Origin of the sequence: Mycobacterium sp. 2YAF39 (genome assembly GCF_052114565.1) — a bacterium.
In the GTDB taxonomy this organism is placed as follows: Bacteria; Actinomycetota; Actinomycetes; order Mycobacteriales; family Mycobacteriaceae; genus Mycobacterium.
The window spans coordinates 757,279-780,635 of record NZ_JBFREZ010000002.1 but is presented as its reverse complement, the minus strand read 5'-3'; the positions used below and the strand labels follow the sequence as shown (position 1 = coordinate 780,635).

22 protein-coding genes are annotated in these 23,357 nt (G+C 64.7%); 7 read left to right on the top strand and 15 right to left on the bottom strand.

The window, feature by feature from the left end; genetic code table 11:
- Genes AB4Z42_RS09295 through AB4Z42_RS09260 form a run of 8 tightly spaced genes read right to left on the bottom strand, consistent with a single transcriptional unit; the run spans position 1 to position 8,764 of the window.
- Complete coding sequence (locus AB4Z42_RS09295) at positions 1–2,967, bottom strand: type I polyketide synthase (protein ID WP_442008821.1); 2,967 nt, start codon at positions 2,965–2,967, stop codon at positions 1–3.
- Positions 2,968–2,969: 2 nt separating this feature from the next.
- Positions 2,970–3,227: an acyl carrier protein gene (locus AB4Z42_RS09290; protein ID WP_442008820.1), complete on the bottom strand. Its 258-nt coding sequence runs from the start codon at positions 3,225–3,227 to the stop codon at positions 2,970–2,972.
- 10 nt (positions 3,228–3,237) lie between these two features.
- Positions 3,238–4,035 (bottom strand): alpha/beta fold hydrolase, encoded by a 798-nt coding sequence (locus tag AB4Z42_RS09285; RefSeq protein ID WP_442008819.1) that lies wholly within the window; start codon positions 4,033–4,035, stop codon positions 3,238–3,240.
- Between the two features lie 35 nt (positions 4,036–4,070).
- Positions 4,071–4,826: an ABC transporter permease gene (locus AB4Z42_RS09280; protein WP_442008818.1), complete on the bottom strand. Its 756-nt coding sequence runs from the start codon at positions 4,824–4,826 to the stop codon at positions 4,071–4,073.
- Complete coding sequence (locus AB4Z42_RS09275; RefSeq protein ID WP_442008817.1) at positions 4,823–5,608, bottom strand: ABC transporter ATP-binding protein; 786 nt, start codon at positions 5,606–5,608, stop codon at positions 4,823–4,825. Before AB4Z42_RS09275 ends, AB4Z42_RS09280 begins: the two co-directional genes overlap by 4 nt.
- Positions 5,605–7,284: a fatty acyl-AMP ligase gene (locus AB4Z42_RS09270; protein WP_442008816.1), complete on the bottom strand. Its 1,680-nt coding sequence runs from the start codon at positions 7,282–7,284 to the stop codon at positions 5,605–5,607. Before AB4Z42_RS09270 ends, AB4Z42_RS09275 begins: the two co-directional genes overlap by 4 nt.
- Positions 7,281–7,535 carry an acyl carrier protein gene (locus AB4Z42_RS09265; RefSeq protein ID WP_442008815.1) on the bottom strand — a complete coding sequence of 85 codons (255 nt, stop codon included), beginning with the start codon at positions 7,533–7,535 and terminating at the stop codon, positions 7,281–7,283. Before AB4Z42_RS09265 ends, AB4Z42_RS09270 begins: the two co-directional genes overlap by 4 nt.
- 53 nt (positions 7,536–7,588) lie before the next feature.
- Entirely contained in the window at positions 7,589–8,764 is a 1,176-nt protein-coding gene (locus AB4Z42_RS09260) for a cytochrome P450 (protein WP_442008814.1), read from the bottom strand.
- Between the two features lie 291 nt (positions 8,765–9,055).
- Between AB4Z42_RS09260 and AB4Z42_RS09255 the strand changes: the two genes are divergently transcribed.
- From AB4Z42_RS09255 to AB4Z42_RS09225, 7 genes are read left to right on the top strand one after another with little or no spacing between them, the layout of a single operon-like run.
- A complete protein-coding gene (locus AB4Z42_RS09255; protein ID WP_442008813.1) occupies positions 9,056–10,747 on the top strand; it encodes a fatty acyl-AMP ligase in 1,692 nt (563 codons plus the stop codon).
- Complete coding sequence (locus AB4Z42_RS09250; protein ID WP_442008812.1) at positions 10,744–11,679, top strand: acyl-CoA desaturase; 936 nt, start codon at positions 10,744–10,746, stop codon at positions 11,677–11,679. Before AB4Z42_RS09255 ends, AB4Z42_RS09250 begins: the two co-directional genes overlap by 4 nt.
- Complete coding sequence (locus AB4Z42_RS09245) at positions 11,679–12,653, top strand: acyl-CoA desaturase (protein WP_442008811.1); 975 nt, start codon at positions 11,679–11,681, stop codon at positions 12,651–12,653. Before AB4Z42_RS09250 ends, AB4Z42_RS09245 begins: the two co-directional genes overlap by 1 nt.
- 35 nt (positions 12,654–12,688) lie before the next feature.
- Positions 12,689–12,979: an acyl carrier protein gene (locus AB4Z42_RS09240; protein WP_442008810.1), complete on the top strand. Its 291-nt coding sequence runs from the start codon at positions 12,689–12,691 to the stop codon at positions 12,977–12,979.
- 31 nt (positions 12,980–13,010) lie between these two features.
- Complete coding sequence (locus AB4Z42_RS09235) at positions 13,011–14,096, top strand: fatty acid desaturase (RefSeq protein WP_442008809.1); 1,086 nt, start codon at positions 13,011–13,013, stop codon at positions 14,094–14,096.
- Positions 14,093–14,956, top strand: coding sequence for an alpha/beta fold hydrolase (locus tag AB4Z42_RS09230; protein WP_442008808.1), 864 nt, complete (start codon positions 14,093–14,095; stop codon positions 14,954–14,956). The genes AB4Z42_RS09235 and AB4Z42_RS09230 overlap by 4 nt, the downstream gene beginning before the upstream one ends.
- Before the next feature lie 5 nt (positions 14,957–14,961).
- Positions 14,962–15,648, top strand: coding sequence for a PIG-L deacetylase family protein (locus tag AB4Z42_RS09225; RefSeq protein ID WP_442008807.1), 687 nt, complete (start codon positions 14,962–14,964; stop codon positions 15,646–15,648).
- Here the strand turns inward: AB4Z42_RS09225 and AB4Z42_RS09220 are convergent.
- From AB4Z42_RS09220 to AB4Z42_RS09190, 7 genes are read right to left on the bottom strand one after another with little or no spacing between them, the layout of a single operon-like run.
- Entirely contained in the window at positions 15,645–16,424 is a 780-nt protein-coding gene (locus AB4Z42_RS09220; protein WP_442008806.1) for an SDR family NAD(P)-dependent oxidoreductase, read from the bottom strand. The two genes, AB4Z42_RS09225 and AB4Z42_RS09220, sit on opposite strands and share 4 nt — an antisense overlap.
- A gap of 28 nt (positions 16,425–16,452) precedes the next feature.
- Positions 16,453–17,232, bottom strand: a complete 780-nt coding sequence (locus AB4Z42_RS09215; protein WP_442008805.1) for an enoyl-CoA hydratase — start codon at positions 17,230–17,232, stop codon at positions 16,453–16,455.
- Positions 17,233–17,239: 7 nt separating this feature from the next.
- Positions 17,240–18,817 carry an NADH-quinone oxidoreductase subunit NuoN gene (gene nuoN, locus AB4Z42_RS09210; RefSeq protein ID WP_442008804.1) on the bottom strand — a complete coding sequence of 526 codons (1,578 nt, stop codon included), beginning with the start codon at positions 18,815–18,817 and terminating at the stop codon, positions 17,240–17,242.
- Positions 18,814–20,382 carry an NADH-quinone oxidoreductase subunit M gene (locus AB4Z42_RS09205; protein WP_442008803.1) on the bottom strand — a complete coding sequence of 523 codons (1,569 nt, stop codon included), beginning with the start codon at positions 20,380–20,382 and terminating at the stop codon, positions 18,814–18,816. Before AB4Z42_RS09205 ends, nuoN begins: the two co-directional genes overlap by 4 nt.
- Positions 20,376–22,256, bottom strand: a complete 1,881-nt coding sequence (gene nuoL, locus AB4Z42_RS09200) for an NADH-quinone oxidoreductase subunit L (RefSeq protein WP_442008802.1) — start codon at positions 22,254–22,256, stop codon at positions 20,376–20,378. The genes AB4Z42_RS09205 and nuoL overlap by 7 nt, the downstream gene beginning before the upstream one ends.
- Positions 22,257–22,295: 39 nt before the next feature.
- Positions 22,296–22,595 carry an NADH-quinone oxidoreductase subunit NuoK gene (nuoK, locus tag AB4Z42_RS09195; RefSeq protein ID WP_083128479.1) on the bottom strand — a complete coding sequence of 100 codons (300 nt, stop codon included), beginning with the start codon at positions 22,593–22,595 and terminating at the stop codon, positions 22,296–22,298.
- Complete coding sequence (locus tag AB4Z42_RS09190; RefSeq protein WP_442008899.1) at positions 22,592–23,356, bottom strand: NADH-quinone oxidoreductase subunit J; 765 nt, start codon at positions 23,354–23,356, stop codon at positions 22,592–22,594. The genes nuoK and AB4Z42_RS09190 overlap by 4 nt, the downstream gene beginning before the upstream one ends.
- Between the last annotated feature and the right edge of the window lies 1 nt (position 23,357).

Here is a 23,357-nt window from a genome sequence, read left to right as displayed (position 1 = left end):
CTACGGCGTCGTCGCCTCTTTTCCGATGCGGGCCTCGACATAGCGCACCACATCGTCGACGTCCCTGATGACCCGTACCAGTTCTTCGAGAGTTGCACCTTCCAACTGTGGATACTCTGCGCGCAGCCGCTCGATGAGCCGTAACTGTAGGAGTGAGTCGTACCCGAGGTCCTCGCCGAGCAGTGCGTTCGGGTTGATCTCCTCGGGCGTGTAGCCGCCGATCTCGGCAATTACCTCACGAATTCTCGCGGCGACGCTGTCGGCACCGGCCGGTGTGGGTGCGGCATTGTCGGCATCGGGAAGTGACGATGCGACTGGCGCGGACACGGCAGAGGAGGCCAAGTCGAGCTCGCGCCAGAACCGTGTGCCGTCGCCGAAGGCGTAGGGCGGCAAGCGTTTCAGCGTCAGCGATTCGTCACCGTAAAGGCTGTCGAATGCTGTGGTGGGAAGCCCGTCGGCGTATAACCGCGCGGCGACCCGCGCGAAGCCCACTCCGTCGTCGTCCGGCCCGGCGCACATCGCGAGGGTACGGATCTGTGTGCCGATGCCGCATCGGCGTGCAAGGGCCAAAAGCGTTGATCGCGGCCCTAATTCGACGAGGTGAGTCGGTTCTGGTTGCCCAGTCGCGGCAGTGATCGCGTCGGCGAACCGGACGGGCGCGGTGATGTGGGCGGCCCAGTAGTCCGCGTCCATCTCCATGCCGTCGACCGCCCGACCATGCAGGGTCGAGACGAGCGGGATCGTTCCTTTTCGCGGGGAAACCACGCCCACGGCGTCGCGGAAGGCCTGCTGTGCGGGCACCATGAGCGGCGAATGGAACGCGTGTGAAACCGTGAGCGAGGTGGCCTTGGCGCCGCGCGCGACCAGCCAGCCCGTGATTCGATCGACTGCCTCCGCGGGTCCGGACATCACCGTCGAGCTCGGCCCGTTCACCGCCGCGATACCGCACGAGGGTTCGGCCGCCACCAGAGCGGCGACCTCGTCGGCAGGGACGTCGACAGCCGTCATCGCGCCGCCGGCAGGCAGCTGCTGCATCACCTGGCCGCGGACGACGACGAGTCGTGCGGCCTCGTCGACGGTCAATATCTCAGCGAGCGCCGCGGCAGCGAACTCGCCGACACTGTGTCCCACGACGAAAGCCGGCTTCACCCCGAGTTCGAGCAGCGCCGCTCCGAGGGCGTACGACACGGCGAACAGGGCCGGCTGGGCGTACCGGGTCTCGTGGATGGCGGAGTCGTCGGAGAACATCACGTCGAGCAGGCCGCGGGAGGCGTCGAGAGTGGTGTCGACCGCGGCGGCGGCGCGCGCCAGGTGTGCTCGGTATGGCGGGCAGGTTTGGTAGAGATGTCTTGTCATACCCGGGTATTGCGCGCCCTGACCGGTGCACAGTAGTCCGATGCGCAGCCGACCCGGGCGAACACGCGATGGCTCCTCGACGGGCGTGGAGTCGGCATATTCCTGCATGGCGCGGATGAGTTCGGTGCGCGTACCGGCCACAGCGAAGCGGTGTTTGAGTGAGCTCTTGACCCGGTTGGTGGTGTGGCAGAACGCCGCGGCATCGTCGTCGTGGCTGGCATCGAGAGCATCCGCGAGCGTTGCAGCATTGCGGCGCAGTGCATTCGGGGAGTGGGCGGAAACGGTGATCACGCCGACCTGCTTGTCGTCACCCCCCGGTCGGACAGTGATGGCGTCGACGGGAGCGGGCGGGCTGGTCACCATGACATGGACGTTGCTGCCGCCGAGCCCGTAGGAGCTGACGCCGGCGAGAACTGGTTCGTCGCCGAGTTCAACCGCGTTGGTGGCCAGCGCAAGTCCCTGCTGCTCCAGGCGCAACGCCGGATTGGGCCCCGCTGGTGCGACTGTCGGGGGGAGAACGCGATGGGAAAGCGCGAGGCATGTCTTGATGAGTGCTGCGATACCGGCCGCGCCTTCGGTGTGCCCGATGTTGCCCTTGATCGAGCCGATCAGGCATGGCCGGTCGCGTCCCGTGCGGTGCAGGTCGCCGAGCGCGTTCGCCTCGATCATGTCGCCAAGCACGGTTCCGGTGCCGTGCGCCTCGACGAACGTGACGTCGGCGGCGGTGGCCCCTGCCCGGTCGAGTGCGCGCTGAATGACCTTGGACTGTGCCCAACGGTTGGGCGCGGTGATGCCGCTGCTCTTGCCGTCCTGGTTGGTGGCGCTCCCGGTGATGACCGCATAGATGGGCTGACGGTCGGCGATCGCATCGCTGAGCCGGCGAAGTACGACAGTTCCGACGCCCTCACCGCGGCCGATGCCATCGGCGTTGGCGCTGAAGGGCTTACACCGTCCGTCGGGCGCGGACAGCCCGGCCTGGGTATAGAAGACCGAGAGTCCCGGACTCAGCATCAGGTTGACTCCCGCGGCGATGACAAGGTCCGTGTCACCACAGGTGAGGGCCTGGCAACCGAGATGGACCGCCGTGAGCGATGACGAACACGCAGTGTCGACGGCGACGCTGGGACCCGTCAGGTTGAGGTGATACGACACCCGGTTGGCAACCATGGCTTGGCCGGCGCCCATCCCGCGCTGCGGGGTCAGATTCGGGTAGTCGAGCATATTCATGGCGCCCCACTCGCTCGACATCATGCCGACGAACACGCCTGTGTCGGTGCCCGCCAGCGCGTGTGGGTCGAGCGCGGCGTCTTCGATGGCGCGCCATGCCGATTGCAGGACGAGGCGTTGCTGGGGGTCGAGAGCGGCGGCCTCGACCGGCGAGATACCGAAGAACTCGTGGTCGAAAAGGTCGGCGTCGGTGATGAAGTGGGCGAACCGGGTGTTCATGGTGCCCGGTCGGAGTTGATCGCTGTGGACGCGGTCGACATCCCAGCGGTCGCCGGGCACGACGCTCGCGGCGACGTCGCCGTTCATCATCAATTGCCAGAGCGCGTCGGTGGCGGCGGCCCCGGGCAAGCGGCAGTCGATGCCGACGACGGCGATGTGGGTCATTGTCAGATCCCCAGATCCTCGGTCAGGTGCCCGGCGAGATGGTCGATGGTCGGATAGTCCCACGCGACGGTGGGTTCAGCGAGGATTCTGAATTTCGATTCCAGGTCGGTGCAGAGATTGAGCGCGAACACCGAGTCCAGGCCGTAGTCGCCGAACGCCTTGTCCGTCTCGATCGTGTCGGGATCGGAGTTGAGGTACGACGCGACGCGGTCGATCAGCCAGTCGACCAGATCGTCGTGCGTGGGGAGGGTGGTCTCCATGGTTGTTCCTTCAGTTCGCTTGGAGGTATTGGGTTTTGGGTGCCGGAAGGTTGTCGAGCCAGTCGAGCAGCGCACTGGTGAACACATCCGGTTCTTCCAGCATCGGCGAGTGGCCGGAGTCGGGGATCTCGACGAATTCTGCGTCGGGAAACGATGTCGCGGCATCCCGCCACTTCGCCAGGGGACTGACCTCGTCGCGGGCCCCGCACAGCAAGAGGACCGGGCAGTCGATGCGATCGAACAACGGTCGCGCGTCGTAGCCCTTCGTCGCACGCAGCGCGCGGCCGGCGCGAAGCATGATGCGCGGCGTCAGCGCCTGGGTGCAGCGGTCGACCAACTCGGGGGTGATCAGTTCCTTCTTGTGGATGAGCCGGTCGGCGAGAACGTACCCGAGCTTGAGCGACGGGGTGCGCAGCGCGGAGCCGAAGCTTGCCGGGTCCTGTTCGTCGCCGAGACCGGGTGCCCCGGTGAGAATTACCCCGGACCAGCGGGACGGATCGGCGGCCGCCAACTCCATCGCGACCAAGCCGCCGAGGGAATTGCCACACAAGACGGGCGCGGGATCGGGCAGGGTGTCGACGAGTAGCGAGATGCTTTGCAGCAGTGCGGGAATATCCTCGGAGGTCGCGTGCGCAGCGAGCGGTTCCGCGGTGACGACGGCACCGTGTCCGCGTGCGGTCAAGGCAGCGACGACCGGTTCCCACGTCCATCCGCCGCCGAACACTCCGTTGATGAGCACCACCGTATGGCGATCCTGCTGAGCCGGGTGAACGGTGACTGTGACGTCGTCGTGGGGGAAGCTGTACATGGTGCGTGTCTCCTTGTTAGTTGCGGCAGTCAGTTTCAGGGGGTACGTCGGCGCAGCGTGGCGGCGCCGGCCAGCAGTGCGGCGACGATGAAGGCGGCGATGACGGCGACGTCGCGCCACATCCGAGGCGTCGGGTCGGTGTGGGTGCTGATCTGCTTGAGCGCCTCGACGGAGTACGTCAGCGGCAGCACATCGCTGACCGACTGCAGCCATCCGGGCATGTCCTCGCGGGGAGTGAACACCCCGGCCATGAAGAGCTGCGGCACCAGCACGATCGGCGCGAACTGAACCGCCTGGAATTCGGTCTGCGCGAAGGCGCTGAAGAAAAGTCCAAGCGAGACACCGAGAATCGCGTTGAGAAAGCAGACCATCGCAACCAGCAGCGCGCTGCCGGAGGTCTGCAAATCAGTCACGTGAAACGCGACGAGCGTGACGATCACGGCCTGTAGCACTGCAATCAGGGAGAACGCGCTGCCGTAGCCGCCAAGCAACTCCAGCTTGGTCATGGGCGTTGCGAACAACCGATCGAGCGTGCCGCTGGAGCGTTCGCGGCGCATCGTGATCGCGGTGATGGGGAACATCACTGCGCACGGCAGCACGCCGAGTTGGAGGATGCCGAGCCGGTCGAATGGCGTGCGACCGTCGGCACCGGCACCCTGAAGCGAGAGTGTGAAGTAGAACAGCACCGTCAACATGGCCGGAACCACGAGCATCATGTTCACCGTGCGCCGGTCACGACGCAGCTGGGTCAGGATGCGGGCGGTGGTTGCGAAAAGGATCGTCTGGTTCATGTCGTTGGCTCCGGGATGAGGTCGAGGGTCTGGTTCGTATCGCGGGGAGCGGAGTAGGCGCCTTCGTGGCGAATCAGAGACAGAAAGGCCGATTCGAGATCCAGGCAGTCGTTCTGACGAAGGATGTCGGACGGGGCAGCGTGGGCAAGGATCGCTCCCTCGCGCATCAGGATCAGTTCGGCGCAGTTCCGCGCCTCGTCCATGGCGTGACTGGAGATCAGCAGCGTCTTGCCGCGGTCTGCCAGGGCAGCGAACTGCGCCCAGAGCTCGACGCGCAGAACTGGGTCGAGGCCGACTGTCGGTTCATCGAGGATGAGCAGGTCGGGGTCACAGACGAGAGCGCACGCGAGCGAAACACGTCCCTGCTGTCCGCCGGACAGATTTCCGGCCAGCTCCGTTTTCTTGTTGGCCAGCCCGACCGCGTCGACGACCTCCCGCACCCGGTCCTTGCTCACGCCGTACAGCCTCGCGAAGTAGCGGACGTTCTCGACCGTGGTGAGGTCCGGGTAGATGCTCGGCGACTGGGTCACGTAGCCAATCCGCCGCCGTAGGCTTCGTGCGCCTGCCGGCTGATCGAACACCGCGGCAGAACCGGCGGTGATCTTCTGGGCCCCGACCAGAGTGCGCATCAACGTTGTCTTTCCGCAGCCGGACGGCCCGAGCAGCCCGGTGATGATGCCGGCCGGGATCGACAGGCTGATGGTGTCGATGACGGTGCGGCCACCACGATCGATTCGCAGACTGTCGAGTTCGATGGCGGCAGGGATGGATGCGACGCTCATGCCCGAGCTTCCTTTCGCGATGTGTAGTCATTGGCTTGGCCCTCGAACCGGGCGAACAATTCGGCTGCCTTGCCGCGCTGCAACTTTCCCGAGCCCGTCTTGGGCACACTGCCCGGAGGCAGCACGAGAACCGCGCGGGCGTTGTACCCGACGGCCTTGCTGACCCGGAGGGCAATCTCGGCACGGATGCGCTCGGCTTCGGCAGGATCGTCGGCCTGCTTCGACTCGGCGAGGACGGCGAAGCTCTCCCGGCTGTCGCCGGCATCGATGCGGACGGCGACCGCGTTGCCCGCCCTGACGCCGGGGACGGTGCAGGCGGCGCGCTCGATATCGGTCGGGTAGACGTTGTTGCCCGCGATGACGATCACGTCCTTGGCGCGGCCGCACACGTACAGCTTGCCGTCTGCATCGAGGTAGCCGAGGTCACCGGTGGAGAGCCAGCCGTCCTGGAAATCGCCGTCCAGCCAACCGTTTTCGGTGAGGTAGCCGCGCGATACCGCGGCGCCGCGAATCGCGATCGAGCCGACCTGACGCGGCGTGGCTTGCCGGCCGTGGTCGTCGACGACGCGGACTTCCATGCCGGCGACCGGCAAGCCGACCGACACGACGCTGCGGGCGTCCTCCGCGGCGTCGGGTGTCGCGACACCACGTTCGTGCAGATCGCGCCGGCTGATCCGGTCCACATTGATGTGGCGGGACCTGTCGAATGTCACGGCGAGAGTGGCTTCGGCCATGCCGTACGCGGAGGTGATCGCTCCCGGCCGCAGTCCGAAGCGTGCACCAGCCTCAGCCAAGCGGTGTACGTCGCGCGCATCGATGGGTTCGGCGCCATTGATCGCGACGCGCAAGCTGGACAGATCGTATTGGCCCGGTTCGGCTCGTTCCAGCGTCAGGGCGAGCACCGCGTACGCGAAGTTGGGCCCGGAAGTGATCGCCCCTCGGTAGCGGGTGATCAGGTCCGGCCACAGTGCAGGACGACGCAGGAACTCCTCCGGCGTAGCAGCGATGAGCTCGACGCCCCACTGCATCGGATGAGTGAGGAAGGCGAGCATCCCCATGTCGTGGGACAACGGCAGCCAGGAGACCATCACATCCGTGCTCGCATCGCCGTCAGTCGCGGTGAACAGGGCGACCGAGTTCGCGAGCAGGTTCTCGTGGGTCAACTGCACTGCCTTGGGAGTGCCGGTCGACCCGGACGTCAGCTGGTACATCGCGACCGCCGAATCGTCCACATGCAGGGGGTCGATGTCCGCTCCGGTCCGGAGCGCATCGATGGTCACCACTCGTTGGCCTGCAGCGGCGAGCGGCTCCTCCGCCACGCCGAACGGTGAGCCGACGACGGTCAGGACCGCTCCGATCGTGTTCGAGGCGCGAACGGTGTCGGCCAACCACACTGCGAGATCGGTTCGTGGCGTGGGCTGTTGAAGCATGGTGAGCGAGGCGCCGCGCATCCACACCGCCTGCGCGAGCGGCGCGACGTCGGCCGGATCGCCGCCGAGTACCGCTACGACCGAGCCCGGTCCGATACCGGCATTCGCAAGTGCGCCCGCCATCCGTCGCGCCTGCATGTGAACCTCGCTCCAGCTGCGCCGGACCGGGGCATCCCAGGGACCGGTGACCAAACCGCGAGTGCTGGACGCGGCGCTGGCATACATCTGATCGGTGAATGTGCTCATCGAAGTTTGGCCTCGATGAACGCGATCGCGTCGGCGACGGTGTGCACTTCGATCTCGGTGTCGTCAAGAGCGACGATCCCGAACCTGGCTTCGCACGTCAGGAGAAGCTCCAGGGCGCCGAGCGAGTCGAGTCCGAGGTCGTCGATCGCGCGATCGGCCGTGACCCTTTCCAACGGAAGCTTGGTGAAATCAGCGATCATGGCGCGGACCAGGGCGCCGATGTCGGTGTTGTGCGGCGATGTGGTGGTCATGGCTTCTTTCTTCGGTGGGGTTGTGGAGATTGGTTGTCGTGCAATGCGGTGATCTACGAGCGTCGGCACACGGTCACCGGGAATGGGTCCGGTGCGCGAAGGACGAATTTGTGTTCAGGCTGGGCGTCCGCGGTATGCGCCGACCGGAAGGTGTATCTGCGGCCGAGAGCGGTCAGAATCATCGCGGCCTCGTCGTGGGCGTAGGACGACCCGATGCAATAGCGGTGGCCGGCACCGAACGGGATGTACGCATAGCGATGGGTGGGTCGCTCACCACCGGTGAGGAATCGCTGGGGCCGGAAGGTCTCCGGGTCGTCCCAGAACTGTGGATGCCGATGCAGCAGAAAAGGGCTGATCGTCACGGCCGATCCGGCAGGGATGGCGACGCCCCCCACGTGGTCGTCGGCGAGCGCGCGACGCCCGAGCAGCCACGCTGATGGATACAGTCGCAGGGTTTCGTCGAACAGGGCTTTGGTCATCTCCGATGCACGGCTCGGATCCGTGTCGAGGATGTGCTGCCATTCTGCGTAGATGTCGGGGTGCTGCATGAGAAGGATCCAGGCCCATGTCAGCGAGTTGGCGGTCGTCTCGTACCCGGCCAGCAACAGCGTCACCATCTGCTGGTGCAGCGCCTCGCCGGCGTGGGCCGGATCGCTGATCAGAGCCGACAGCGCCGGCCCGTGATCTTCGGTGGCCGACGCGGACACCGCCTTGCGGATCTGTCGGTACAGCGCGTCTCTTGGGCCGACGCCCGCGGCGGCGCCGGGAAGCAGTGAACTCCCGTCGTCGAGCACTTTGCCCAGCGCGGCGCAGTGCTCGATGAAGAGTTGATGGTCCATTCCGAACAGCGCGCGGGTCGTGATGGAGAGAGTCACCTCGGCGATCGCAGCGGACAGATTCACCTCGCGGCCCGTTTCGGCAGCTGAGTCGAACGTCGCGACCTGCGTGGCGATGGCTTCGTGGGCCGTCGCGGCCAGCCGCTGCCTGTCCCGGAAGGCCGGTGTCAGAAGAGTGCGCTGCCTGCGCCAGCGCTCACCGTCTGCCGTCAGGATCCCGTCGGCGACCTCCGTCCGGAAATAGCGGTTGGCGCCGGTGTCCTTGCTGTAGCTATCGCGGTTGGAGCCAAGTACATGCTGAGCATGGTCGGGGTGGTTCAACAGCACGTTGCGCTCGCCACCGATTTTGTAGGAGATGACATCGCGGCCGCTGCTGGCCAGTCGGAGCAGCATCTGCGCACGGTTGGCTGCGCCCCGGCGAGGCGCTGCAACCGCAGGTGATGCACCCAACGGACATCCTGTCGCGGTTCTGAGCTGCCCCGCGGTTGGTGTGTCGCTTTGCAGCGTCACATTCGCCTCCCGATGTTTGGTCTTGCCCACGGTGATGTGGCGTTCTTGGCGATTCCTTGGAGGAGGAGGTCGACACGACTCCAAGAAACCGCCAAGTTCCGCGCAGTCCCATGACGTTGTCGCCGACAGAGGCGCAGATGCACAGACCGACCTCAGAGAAGGACTGTTATCACCGTGATAGGCCACCGCCCCAAGAGCATCGTCGACGTCGTGTTCGAGCGATCCGCGTCTGATGGCCTGGCGTACGTGTTTCTCGCCGACGGCACCTCGGAAAGCGAAGTCCGTTGGACGTTTTCTGATACCGCGAACAAATCGCGCGCATTCGCCGCACACCTACGGGATCGCGGGATCGGCGCAGGAGACCGCGTTGTCCTGGCCGTGAATCCAAGCCTCGAATACATCGCTGCGCTGTACGGAATCATGAGCCTCGGCGCCGTCCCCGTGCCATGCTTTCCGCCCTTGCGGGCGAAGGAATTGGACCGATTCCACGCGATCGCCGTGGATTGCACGCCCAAGGGAATCCTGATCGACGAGATGTACCGCGAACCGATCGAGGCGCTGCAAGTTCGACTCCAGTCCTCAAATCTGGAACCGCTGGTCTTCTACACCGAGCATGTGCCAAGTGCAGCCGACGAATCAGACTCTGTGTCAACCACTCTCAGCGATATCGCGCTCATCCAGTACACGTCCGGCTCGACAGGAGCTCCGAAAGGGGTCTGTCTCACGCACGACAACCTGGTGAGCAACTGCGAAGCACTGGGCCGCAACATGGGCGATGACCCGGCCCGCATCGGCTTCTCGTGGTTACCGCCGTATCACGACATGGGGCTGATGGGAACGATCTTCATATCGATGTTCCAGGGTGTGCCCCTCGTCCTGATGTCGCCGATGCATTTCGTCCAGGAGCCCTTCCGGTGGCTGAAAGCCCTCAGCGACTATCGGGTGTCGATCACCGTAGGGCCGAACTTCTCCCTCGATATGTGCTCAGATGCGCTGGACGCCAGAGAGGTTCAGGATCTGGATCTCTCGACGGTGGAGCGGCTGTATTGCGGCGCCGAACCGATCAGCGCCGACACGCTTGAGCGGTTCCTGAAGGCCGTTGAACCGCTGGGGTTCGACCAGGAGGCGTTGACTCCGTGCTACGGGATGGCCGAGGCGACGCTGTATGTCTCGGGCAAGGCCGGCGGAACAAGCTACCGCGCCGGATCCTCGCCGGAGCCGTCAGGAACCGACCGCCCCGTCGTCAGCTGCGGTGAGGTCGACAGTGATCACGTCGTGCGAATCGTCGATCCCGCCAGCCTCAATCGCTTGGACGACGGTCAAGTCGGCGAGATCTGGGTGTCAGGTCCAAGTGTCGCCGCAGGCTACTACGACCGGCCGGAGCAGAACCGCCTGGTGTTCCAGGCGAAACTCGCCGACGAGGAGCGCGCCTACCTACGCACCGGCGATCTTGGCTTCCTACGGGCGGGTGAACTGTTTGTCACAGGCCGAATCAAGGATCTGGTCATCGTCAACGGCCGAAACATCTACCCACAGGACGTCGAGGGCGCCGTTGTTCGGGCGAGTTCGGAATTCCGTCTTGCCGTTGCATTTTCGATTCCCGACAAGAGCTCCGAACAGTTGTGCATCGTCGCCGAAACCGGGCATCGGGAAGTCACTACGGAGTTGCACTCGACGATGCTGGAGGCGATTCGCTCGAGCATCATTTCGGAGTTCGGCATCAGACCTCATATCCATCTGGCTCCGAGGCGCACCATCCCGACAACCACCAGCGGAAAAGTACGCCGGCAGGAAACCAGGCGGATGTTTCTGGCGAACGAGTTGCGTTCTGTCCACGTCGATGCGATCCAGGAGTGCACAGCATGACTACAGCCGCGATTTCGCACGATGCGCCGGGACGCGAGGCGCAACAACAACCGCAGCGTGATGTCCTTGCTTGCCGTCTCGCGTACCTCACCGTCGGGCTGCCCACCGTGGGTGCCATCGGCGCCATCGTTTACGCGATCTACAACGGCCTGTGGCTGTCGGATGTGGTGCTGTTCGCGGTCATGTACCTGATCACGGGTCTGGGCGTCGAGGGCGGCCTGCATCGGTACTTCACCCACCGCTCGTTCGAGGCGTCGGAACCGGTCAAGGTGTTCCTTTCTGTCGCCGCCTCGATGGCCGCGCAAGGACCCGTCGTCTTCTGGGTGGCGAACCATCGACTTCATCACGCATTCGCCGACACCGAGCGCGACCCCCATTCGCCGCAACCGCAGGGCCCCGGAATACAGGGCCGGGTAAAGGGCTTGTGGCACGGCCATGTTGGTTGGCTGTTCAATGTGCAGAAGATCGACTGGAGCCGACACACCCGTGACTGGTTGGAGGACCGGCGGGTAATGAAAATCAACGGCCAGTACTTCACGCTCGTGCTGCTCGGCCTCGTGGTCCCGGGCATCATCGGCGGCCTGGTTACGCAGTCGATCCACGGGCTCGTCGGCGGAATTCTGTGGGGCGGCTTTGCCCGGATCTTCGCGCTCGACCACGCCACGTGGGTGGTGAACTCGCTCGGCCACACGGTCGGTCACCGCGACTTCCCCGGTCGTGACGAGAGCCGCAACATCGGAATTCTCGCACCGCCGACCATGGGCGGATCGTGGCACAACAACCATCACGCTCGGCCCAGTCTTGCGATGACCCGCCGGCACTGGTGGCAGCTAGACCTCACCGGGGAGTTCATCAGACTGCTCGACCATGCCGGACTCGTCCGCAATGTTCGTTACATCAACCCGTCTTCTCACACGGAAAGTGACGCATGATGCTTCAGACCACAACGCGACCAGCTGTTTCCAAGAATCGGGACGAGTCGCTGGCCCGGGCGATCGTGCAACTGAACCCGAAGAGCGCACGCGCCAAGCGCGTCGTTGCCCTGGTCACCGTCGGGATTCCGGCGATCGGGTTCGCGATCGCGGCGTACATGACGTTCGCCGGCACGGTTACCATCCTCGATCTCTCGCTTTTCGCGGTGTTCTACGCGATTCAGATGTTCGGCGTCAGCATCGGTTTCCACCGCTACCTCGCGCACAAGGCGTTCAAGACATCGCCGTTCTTCGAGGGCGTGCTGATGATCATGGGATCGATGGCTCTCGAGGGGCCCATCCTGTTCTGGGTGAGCACGCATCGCCGTCATCACCGGTTCTCCGACGAAGAGGGTGACCCGCATTCGCCCAACCGCAGCGGTGATGGTCTGCTTGGCAAGCTGAAAGGCCTTTGGTATGCCCACGTTCCGTGGATGTTCAGCGATCAGGAGTCCCGGGTCGCCGTGTTCGCACCCGACGTGGTCCGTGATCGCCGCCTCTACTATTTCAACCGGACATATCCGCTGTGGGCGTTGGTGAGCCTGCTCCTTCCGGCACTGCTCGGCTTCGCGATCGGCGGCACCCTCGCAGCGGGGTTCTCCGGCTTCATCTTCGGCGGACTCGCACGGGTATTCGTCGCCAATCAGGCGGCGTGGTGCGTCGGGTCGGTCAGTCACATGATCGGCTCGCGGCCGTTCGCGACAAGGGATGACAGCGCCAACAACTGGCCGGTCGCCATCCTCACGTTTGGCGAGGGCCTCCAGAACAACCACCACGCGTTCCCCGGTGCATACCGACACGCAATGCGTTGGTGGGAGCCGGATCTCAGCGGCTGGGTGATCGCCCTGCTGGCCAAGGCCGGAGTCGTATGGGATCTGAAAATGCCTGATCGCAACAGGATCAATTCCCGGTTGCGACGGAACCGTACCCGATGACAGTCATCGGGACACATAGAAAGGGAGGAACAACAATGTTCGGACGCAAGAAGGCCGCCGCAATCGAGGGACCGCTGACGCACGAGAAATTGCGTACCTGGCTGATCGACGAGCTGGCCACCATGGTGAAGATCTCCGAGGCAGACGTGGACACTGCCAAGCCATTCGACGCATACGGTCTTGATTCACGTACCGCCGTTCAGGTCTCGGGCAAGTTGGAGAAGGTCGTCGAGCGTCGACTGTCGCCGGCAATCCTGTTCGACCACGAGACGATCGACGATCTCGCGGGGTTCCTCGCCGGTGAGCTGCGGCTCGTACACAGCTGAGACAACAAGAAAGTTCGGGAGGAAACCTGTCATGGCCAAAACCGCTATTCCCACAGACCCTGATCACCGGTTCAAGGAATTCATCGAGAAGAGTGATGCCCTCGAGGGTCAGAAGATCACCGCGGCAATCCCGCGGGAGTACCTGCAGCCATCGGTTGCGCGCGGATTTGCCGGTCTGGTCGTCAGCCTGGCGGTGTACGTCGGCGCAATCGTCGCGATCGCTGTCGTCGATCGGTGGTATCTGGTACCGCCACTCCTCGTCGTCGCCGGCTTGGGTGGTTGGGGTCTGCACTGCATTGCTCATGAGTGCGGTCATGGCTCGTTCTCACGAAACCGCCGGTTGAACTACGTGGTCGGCCAATTCGCACTCTTGCACCTGCTCTATCCGTTCCATGCGTGGCGCCACGTTCACAACTTGCACCACGCCCACACCAACAGCCTGGAGCTCGACACCGACTGGGCACCGATTCCCGAGGCGGTCTACCGCCGGATGTCGGTGAAGGACCGACTGATCTACATAAGCGTGCGGACCTGGGCGGTATGGGGTGGATCGATCCATCACTGGCTTGACTCCGGGCTGCGGCCTTCGTATTTCCCGAAGAAGGAGATGCGCCGTGACGCTCGGCGGTCGATCGTGGTCGTCGCGGCGGTCGGGGGCGTGTACCTCGCGTCGCTCACGTACTTCACGGGTTGGCAGGGCCTGCTCCTCTACTTCGTGGGGCCCTGGCTTGCCACGCATGTGTGGTTCAGCATCACCACGCTGATGCACCACAGCGCGGAGGACATCCCGTATCTGAGCGCCGACTACTGGACCAAGAACGCGAGCAGGTTGCTGGTGACAACGGACTTCATGTACCCGAAGTGGCTGTTGTTCCTCACCCACAACATCTCGGTGCACACCGCACACCACGTCTCGCCCGCGGTGCCGTTCTATCACCTCCCCAAGGCACAGGCCGCGTTGATGCAGGCCTATCCGGAGATGATGCGGGTGGAGAAGGCGAGTATCTCGCGGTTTTGGAGCATCCTGCGCAACTGCCGGTTCTACGATCCCATTTCGGGGCTGTACTCGACGAGCCCGATGCGACGCGTCGATTCAGTCGAGAAGGAAATGGTGTGAGCGCCGGTTCGTTGACCGCCTCGGTGCTGACCCGGGTGCACCCGGTCATGCCGCGTGTCACCGGATACTTCCAGACGCGGACCTTCATCAACACCCGCGGCCTTGGCACTCATCCAGATGACGTGTGTCCCCTTGGCGCCCGCCGGGTAGAACTGGCAGACATCCCGAGGGTTACCTCGGCATACGTGTGGGGTAGTGGCGAACCGACTGTGCTCGTGCTGCACGGATGGGGCGCCGATAGCACCACGATGACGGCCGTCGTCGACTCGGCCGTCGCCCTTGGCGAGTCGGCGGTCTGCTTCGACGCTCCCGGACACGGTGTCTCACCGGGTACGCGTGCGACGATGAGGGAATATGCGCACGCCACTCTCGCAGTACTGCAACGATTTCCGAGCATCCGGACCATCGTTGCCCATTCGATGTCATCGATCGCCGCAGTTTCGGCGGTCGCGGAGTCCGGCAGGACGAACGAGCTCAGTCTGCTTCTTCTCGCTCCAACATGCTCGCTCGCGGGCGTGATCGACCGGTGGGCCGCGCAGCGAGAGCTGCCGCCGGCGGTAGTCAGAAGGATTCACCTCGAATTACGGCGTCGCGACGGCATGCCGGTACAACATTGGGACGTCAGGACTCTCGGTTTGCCGACATCGGTCCAAGTACGAATCTTGCACGATCCGACCGACGAAGTTGTGCCGGTCGAGGATGCCCACTTGATCGCAGCCGAAATTGGCGCAGAGGTGCACGAGGCGTCCGGCGGCCATCACAGGATCCTCGGCAGCATCGAGATGCGTTCGGCCCTCAGCGCCTGCCTGCGTCCTTTACCTGATCCCGCCGCCGTCGTCGTCCGAGGTGTGGTCGGATAGGAGGCGTGGCCGAGCTTGACCCGTTTCCGTCCGACTGGGACAACGCGTTGGTACTGGTGCCCCATCCCGACGATCCCGAATACGGTATCGCCGCGGCTGTCGCCAAGTGGACGTCGTCCGGCAAGACCGTGCGTTACGCGTTGGCGTGCCGCGGCGAAGTCGGCATCGAGGGTATGTCTGCGGATCAAGCAGGACCGGTGCGAGAGAGCGAGCAGCGACGGTCGGCCGCCATAGTCGGCGTCGACCACGTGGAGTTCTGGGAGTTCCCGGACAGCAATATCCACAACACACCCGAGCTGCGCGCCAAGATCGCCGAGACCATCACCGCGCTGGCGCCCGACATCGTGCTGACGATCTACAGCGGGCATGAGTGGGAGCCTGGCGCACCCAATCAACGCGACCACATCGAGTTCGCCGAAGCCGTTGCCGAAACTTATGATTCGCTGCCCAACCCGCCACAGTGGCTGTTCGAGAATGGCCCCGAGGTGACCCACGCCGAGGTGATCGACGTCCACTGCTTCGAACGTGCCGTCGCCTCACTCGCCGCGCACCACGTTTACCTCTCGGTGCTCGACCCGCGCACACCCGTCATCGAACAGGCGCGCCAGCAGGTGGACATGACGACGACGCCGCGACCGGAGTTCAAGGGCCGCCGTACCGTCGAATTCATCCTCAGGCGCTGTGCCGACTAGCTGGGCAGCAGCTGCGTTCTCGGGCCGAGATACAACCCGCCGTTGACGTCGAGGTTCTGACCGGTCACCCAACGGCTGTCGTTGGTGGCGAAAAACACTGCGGCGTCGGCAATTTCGGCGGCCTTGCCGATGCGGTCCAGAGCCGTGATACCGGTCCAACCGGTCGGGGCGTCGTCGCTCTCGTGCAGCCACGAATTCATGTCCGTGTCGGTGACGCCGGGAGATACGGTGTTGACGGTGATTCCGCGCTCGCCAAGAGTATTGGCGAGCGATCGGCCGAGGACGTTCAGCGCACCCTTGGTCATCGAGTAGACGATCTGCGGCGTCGCGAACCAGGTGACACCGGACGAGATGTTGATGATCCGGCCGCCGTCGCGCATCAGCGGCAGCGCGCGCTGGATGATGAAGAACGGTGCCCGGACGTTGATCGCGAACTCCCGGTCGAACTGCTCGGGCGTCGCCTTGTCGATGGTGGCGTCGAAGGTGGAGATCGCCGCGTTGTTGACCAGGATGTCCAGCGGACGGCCGTCGAGCCCCTCTTCGAGTGCTGCGAACAACGTGTCCACGTCGTTGTCGACGCCCAGTTGCGCGCGGACCGCGAAGGCTTCGCCGCCGGCGCTTCGAACAGCGTCGATGGTGTCGGCTGCCGCGGCGTCGTTGCTTCCGTAGTGCACGGCGACCGCGGCGCCCTCAGCTGCCAGTCGAAGCGCGATGGCTCGTCCGATCCCTCGTGAGGCGCCCGTTACAAGTGCGGTCTTGCCTGTCAGTGAAGTCATGGGGGGCACAACCTCGGGTGGTACAGGCCTATTCCCCGCGGTCGATCTGACCCTTGTTGCGCTCGGTCACCGCACGGAACCGATCGCCCAGTCCCTCGAAATCGCGGGCCTGCGCATTCGCGATCCGGTCCTCGGCGGCCAATGCCGGATCGATGACGGCGGCAGCGCCGATGGTGTAAATCTCCTTGAGCCCCAGCATGGTCGGGCCGGGCTCCTCCGCGATCTGTGTCGCAAGTTGGATCGCGCGCTCGAGCAGTCGATCGTGGGCGACGACCTCGGTCACCAGCCCGATGCGCTCGGCGCGCGCCGCGTCGATGACTTCGCCGGTCATCGACAGTCGCCGGGCCATCCCGAGGCCGACGAGCTGGGGGAGGCGTGCGGTCATACCGCCTCCTGGCAGGATGCCGACGCGGGCGTGGGTGTCGGCGAACACCGCACGCTCGGAGGCGACGAGAAAATCGCAGCCGAGCGCCATTTCGAGGCCACCGGTGAACACCGCACCGTTGATCGCGCCGACGATCGGGGTGCGCATCTTCCCGGTGGCCTCGATGCAGCTGTGCGAGCGGAACTCCGCGAAGTAGTCGGTGCCGTCGCGCTGTGCCTCCTTGAGGTCGACACCGGCGCAGAACGCGGGGTCGGCCCCGGTGAGCACTACGGCCCGCACCGACTCGTCGGCGTCGGCCTCGGTCAGCGCGGTGTAAGTCGCTTTGATCAGCCCACGGCTCAACGCATTCCGGGCTTCGGGTCGATTCAGTGTCAGCACCCGCACCGGACCGTGGTCGGCGACGAGGACGAGTGATTCGGACATGGAGAAGTCAGTGCAGGAACTGGTTGGCGGTGTTCGCCAGATCCAGCAGCGGCTGTGGCAGGGCGCCGAGCGCGAACGTGATCGCCGCGGTGACCGTGACGACGGCGGTGCTCAGCACGCTGGGCACCACCACCGTCGGCGCGTCCTCGGGGGGCTCGGTGAAGAACATCAACACGATGACCCGCACATAGAAGTACGCGGCGACCGCGCTGGCGAGGACGCCGACGACGACCAAAGGAATCGCACCGCCTTCGCCCGCCGCCTTGAAGACGGCGAACTTGCTGACGAATCCACTCGTCAACGGGATGCCCGCGAATGCCAACAGGAACAGCGAGAAGACCACGGCCACTACGGGATACCGCCTACCAAGCCCCGCCCAGCGGGCCATCGCGGTGTCCTCCTCGCCGTCTGCGTTGCGGACCAGGCCCACGACCGCGAACGCGCCCACCGTGCTGAACCCGTAGGCGAACAGATAGAACAGGGTCGACGACAGGCCTGCCTCGTTCTCGGCGATCACGCCGGTGAGGATGAAGCCGGTATGTGCCACCGCCGAGTACGCGAGCATGCGTTTCACGTCGCTCTGCGTGATCGCGGTGACCGTGCCGACGACCATCGTCAAAATCGCGATCGCCCACAGCACCGGGCGCCAGTCGTCGCGCAGTTCCGGCAGCGCGACGTAGAACACCCGAAGCATCGCGCCGAACGCGGCGATCTTGGTGGCCGCGGCCATGAACGCGGTGATCGGCGTCGGAGCGCCCTGATACACGTCGGGGATCCACGCGTGGAAGGGCACGGCCCCGACCTTGAACAGCACGCCCACCAGCAGCAGGCCCGTACCCATCAGGGCCAGTGACGTCTTACCGGACCCGGACGCCACCACTTCGGCGATCCCGCGCAGGTCCAGTGTTCCTGCATACCCGTAAAGCATTGCGCCGCCGTATAGGAAGAACGCCGACGAAAAGGCGCCGAGCAGAAAGTATTTCAGTGACGCTTCCTGCGAGAGCAGCCGCCGCCGGCGTGCCAGCCCGCACAGCAGATAGAGGGGCAGCGACAGCACCTCGAGTGCGATGAACATCGTCAGCAGGTCGTCGGCCGCGGGGAACAGCAGCATGCCGCCGACGGCGAACATCGTCAGCGGGAACACCTCGGTCTGGATGACCCCGGCCTTGGTGGCGAGTTGCTCGGCGACCGCGCCCGGAATGGCGGAGGCCTGCGGTGTGAACGCGTCCAACCCGCGAGCTCCGTTGCCTCCCTCCGGTTCTGTCCCGATCTGCCGTTCGGCGATCAGCAGGATGCCCAGCACCCCGACCAGCAGGATGGTGGCCTGTAGGAACAGCGCCGGCTTGTCGATGACGACGGCGCCCATCACTGCGGAGCGGCCAACCTCGCCGTGCAGATCGCGCGCGAGAACCACCACCGCGACCAGCGCGGCGGCCAAACCGCCTAGGCACAACACCAATTGAGCGCCGTACCTGCGCTGCCGCGGCAGAAACGCCTCGACGAGGACACCGGCGATCGCCACTCCGAACACGATCAGCATCGGAGACAGCAGGTCGTACTCGACGACAGGTGTGGGCAGATTCATCGCACCGGCCCTTCCGCGAATTGAGGCACCGGGTCAGGTTGGTCGATGGTGGTCAACGTGTGGGTCACCGCCGGATTGATCACGTCCAGTGCCGGTTTGGGATACACACCCAGCACGATCAGCAGCGCGATGAGCGGTGCGATGACCAGAATCTCGCGCGGCACGAGATCGCGCAGCTTGTCGTTGCCGTCCTTGACGGGACCGGTCATCATTCGCTGGTACATCCACAGGATGTAGACGGCGGACAACACCAGCGCGGTCGACGCGAACACCGCGAACACCGGATAGCGGGTGAATGTGCCGATCAGCACCAGGAATTCACTGATGAACGGTGCCAGACCGGGCAGTGACAGCGTCGCAAGGCCGGAAACGAGGAACGTCCCAGCAAGCACCGGCGCGACCTTCTGCACACCGCCGTAGGACGCGATCAAACGACTACCCCTGCGCGACACCAGGAATCCCGCGATCAGGAACAGCGCAGCCGTCGACAGCCCGTGATTGACCATGTACAGCGTCGAACCGGACTGGCCCTGACTGGTCATCACGAAGATGCCGAGGATGATGAAGCCGAAGTGGGAGATCGACGTGTAGGCGATCAGACGCATCACATCGGTCTGGCCGATCGCCACGATCGCGCCGTACACGATGCCGATGACCGCCAGCGTGATGATCATCGGCCGGAAATACGATGCGGAGTCGGGGAACAACTGCAGGCAGTACCGCAACATGCCGAACGTGCCGACCTTGTCCATGATCGCCATCATGAGCACCGCACTGGCGGGGGTGGCCTCGACGGCGGCGTCGGGCAGCCAGCGGTGGAAGGGCCACAACGGTGCCTTGACCGCGAACGCGAACATGAAGCCGAGGAAAAGCAGGTTCATCACGGCCGGGTTGACGACGAACTGTCCGCTCGACACGGCAGCGACGATCGCGCGGAAGTCGAACGTGCCGCCCTCGAAGGCGTCGCTGCCTGCGGTCACCACGTAGAGGCCGATCACCGCGGCCAGCATGACCAGGCCGCCGAACAGGTTGTACAGCAGGAACTTCACCGCCGCTTTCGAACGGCCCTCGCCGCCGAAGCCGCCGATGAGGAAGTACATCGGGATCAGCATCGCCTCGAAGAACACGTAGAACAGCAATACGTCCAGCGATGCCAGCGACATGATGACCATGCCCTCGACGGCCAGCGTGAGCGCGAAGTAGGCATGCGTCGAACGCCCGCCCCACGCCGCCTCGTCGCTGACGTCGTTCCAGCCCGCGATCAGCAGCAGCGGCACCAGCACCGCGGTCAATCCGACGATCGCCAGCGCGATGCCGTCCAGCCCGAGGATGTAGCCGGTGCCGAACGACGGGATCCACTTGTGCGCTTCGACGAATTGGTACTGATCCCCGTTGGGATCGAAATTCACCGCGAGGAGCACCGTGATCACCAGCACGACAAGCGATAGCACCAGCGCCAGCCACTTCGACGCTTTGCGCATCGATGCGGGCAACAGGATCACGACGGCCGCACCCACCATCGGCACGGCCCACAGAACCGTCAGCCACGGGATCGAGGTCACCACAGCTGCACCGCCAGGATCGCGCCGATGACCAGGAACGCGCCCGCCAACATCGACAACGCGTAGGAACGTGCGTAACCGGTCTCCAACAGTCGCAAGCCCCCTGATGAGCGGGAGACCAGGGCGGCCAACCCTGTTCCCGCGCCGTCCACTGCCTCGTCGTCGATTTCGACCAGCCCCTTGGCGACCAGCTGGCCAGGCCGCATGAAGAGTTCTTCGTTGAGCGCATCGCCGTACAGGTCCTTGCGGGCCGCGACGGTGAGTGCCGAGCCGGCGGGCACCTCTTCGGGGACCGCCTTCATGCCGTACATGCGGTAGGCGATGCCGATGCCGACCGCCACCACGACCAGGATCACGGTGGTGACCACCCACACGGGTGCGACGTGGTGAATCTCGTGGGCGCCGACAACGGGTTCCAGCCAGTGCTCGAGCGTGCCGCCGATGGCGAACGCTGCGCCCGACCCGACCGACCCGACCGCCAGCAGGATCATCGGCCAGGTCATGACCTTCGGCGACTCGTGCGGATGAGCATCGGGGGCCCAACGATTTTCGCCGAAGAATGTCATCAGCATCACGCGCGTCATATAGAACGCGGTGATACCTGCGCCGAGAATCGCCGCGCCACCGAGGATGAAGCCCTTGACGCCGCCGGCGCCGAGCGCCGCCTCGATGATGCCGTCCTTGGAGAAGAATCCGGCCAGCGGCGGCACGCCGATGATCGCGAGGTAACCGAGTCCGAACGTCGCGAAGGTGATCGGTAGGGCTTTGCGAAGGCCGCCGTAGCGGCGCATGTTGACCTCGTCGTTCATACCGTGCATCACCGAGCCCGCGCCGAGGAACAAGCCGGCCTTGAAGAAGCCGTGGGTGAGCAGGTGCATGATCGCGAACGCATAGCCGGCCGGACCGAGGCCAGCGGCCAGCACCATGTAACCGATCTGCGACATCGTCGATGCGGCAAGGGCTTTCTTGATGTCGTCCTTGGCGCAGCCGATGACGGCGCCGAACAGCAGTGTCACCGCGCCGACGATGACGACACCCAGTTGCGCATTGGGCGCGAGGTCGAAGACCGGGCCGGACCGCACGATCAGGTAGACGCCTGCGGTCACCATGGTCGCAGCGTGGATGAGCGCCGACACCGGTGTCGGGCCCTCCATCGCGTCGCCCAGCCAGGACTGCAGCGGCACCTGCGCGGACTTGCCGCATGCGGCGAGCAGGAGCAGCAGGCCGATGGCCGTCAGCACGCCCTCGCTGACCTGAGGCGCTGCGGCGAAGACGCCTTCGAAGGAGATGTTTCCGATGTAGGCGAACATCACCATCAGTGCGACGGCCAGCCCGATGTCGCCGACGCGGTTGACGACGAACGCCTTCTTGGCCGCGGTCGCCGCCGACGGCTTGTACGACCAGAACCCGATCAACAGGTACGACGCCAGACCCACGCCCTCCCAGCCGACGTAGAGGCCCAGGTAGTTGTCGGCGAGCACCAGTAGCAACATCGCGGACAGGAACAGGTTGAGGTAGGCGAAAAACCGCCGCCGCTCGGGATCTTCGGCCATGTAGCCGATGGAGTAGATGTGGATCAGCGAGCCGACGCCGGTGATCAGCAGGACGAAACACATCGACAGTTGGTCGAGGTGCAGCCCGAAGTCCACCTGCAGGCCCGCCACTGGCACCCAGCTGAACAGCGATTCGGCGATGGTGCGATGTTCGGCGTCGCGACCGATCATGTCGGTGAACAAGAGCGCGCCGACGACGAACGCCCCGAGCGAGGCCGCTGTGCCCAGCAGGTGGCCCCAGGCATTCGTGCGCCGTCCGCCCAACAGAAGGATCGCCGCACCTGCCAGCGGCAGGGCGATAGTGAGCCACACTGGAATCGTCATCGTGCCTTCAGGGTTGTCTCTTCTTCGCGCAAGCGCTCATCAGTGTTTCAGCAGACTGGCGTCGTCGACCGAGGCCGAGCGGCGGGTACGGAAGATCGTCATGATGATGGCAAGCCCGATCACCACCTCGCACGCGGCGACCACCATCGTGAAGAAGGCCACCATCTGGCCGTCGAGGTGGCCGTGCATGCGGGAGAACGTCACGAAGGCCAGGTTGCAGGCGTTGAGCATCAGCTCGACGCACATGAACATGACGATGGCGTTGCGGCGCAACAGCACCCCCGATGCGCCGATGGTGAACAGCAACGCCGACAAGTACAGGTAGTTATCGGGATTCATTCGTCTTTACCGCCACCGTTCGTCTGACTCACGGTTCGCTTTTGCAGAAGTGCGCTGACCGATAGCTCGGACGGCGATCCGTCGGGAAGGCGCGCCGCCATATCGACGGCGTTGTTACGTGCGTACACACCGGGATTGGGCAACGTCGTCGGGTGCCCGCCCGGCTGGAACCGCTCGTGAGCCAGTTCGCGCTGCGTCTTGCGGCGTTCGAAGCGTTCGCGGTGAGCCAGCACCATCGCCCCGAGGGCGGCGGTGATCAGCAGCGCGCCGGTCAGCTCGAACGCCCACAGGTATTCGGTGAAGATCAGCGCGGCAAGACCCTGCACGTTGCCGCCCGCGTTGGCCTGGGTCAGGCCGACGAAACCGCCGACCGACACGCTGCCGATGCCCGCGATGAGCAGGATGCCGAAGCCCAATCCGACCGCGATCGCGGCAATGCGTTGTCCTCGAATGGTTTCGATCAGCGATTCGGAGGTGTCCACCCCGATGAGCATCAGGACGAACAGGAACAGCATCATCACCGCACCGGTGTAGACCACGATCTGGACGACGCCGAGGAACAGCGCGTCCTGGGCGATGTAGAACACCGCGAGCACGATCATGGTGGTGGCCAGGAACATCGCCGAGTACACCGCTTTCGGTGCGGCGACCACACCTATCGCGCCTGCGACCGCGACGGTGCCCAGCACCCAGAACAACACTGCTTCCGTCGTGGAGGTGTGGCCGACTACGTCGGCGGCCGTTGACGCGAGGAACTGCAGC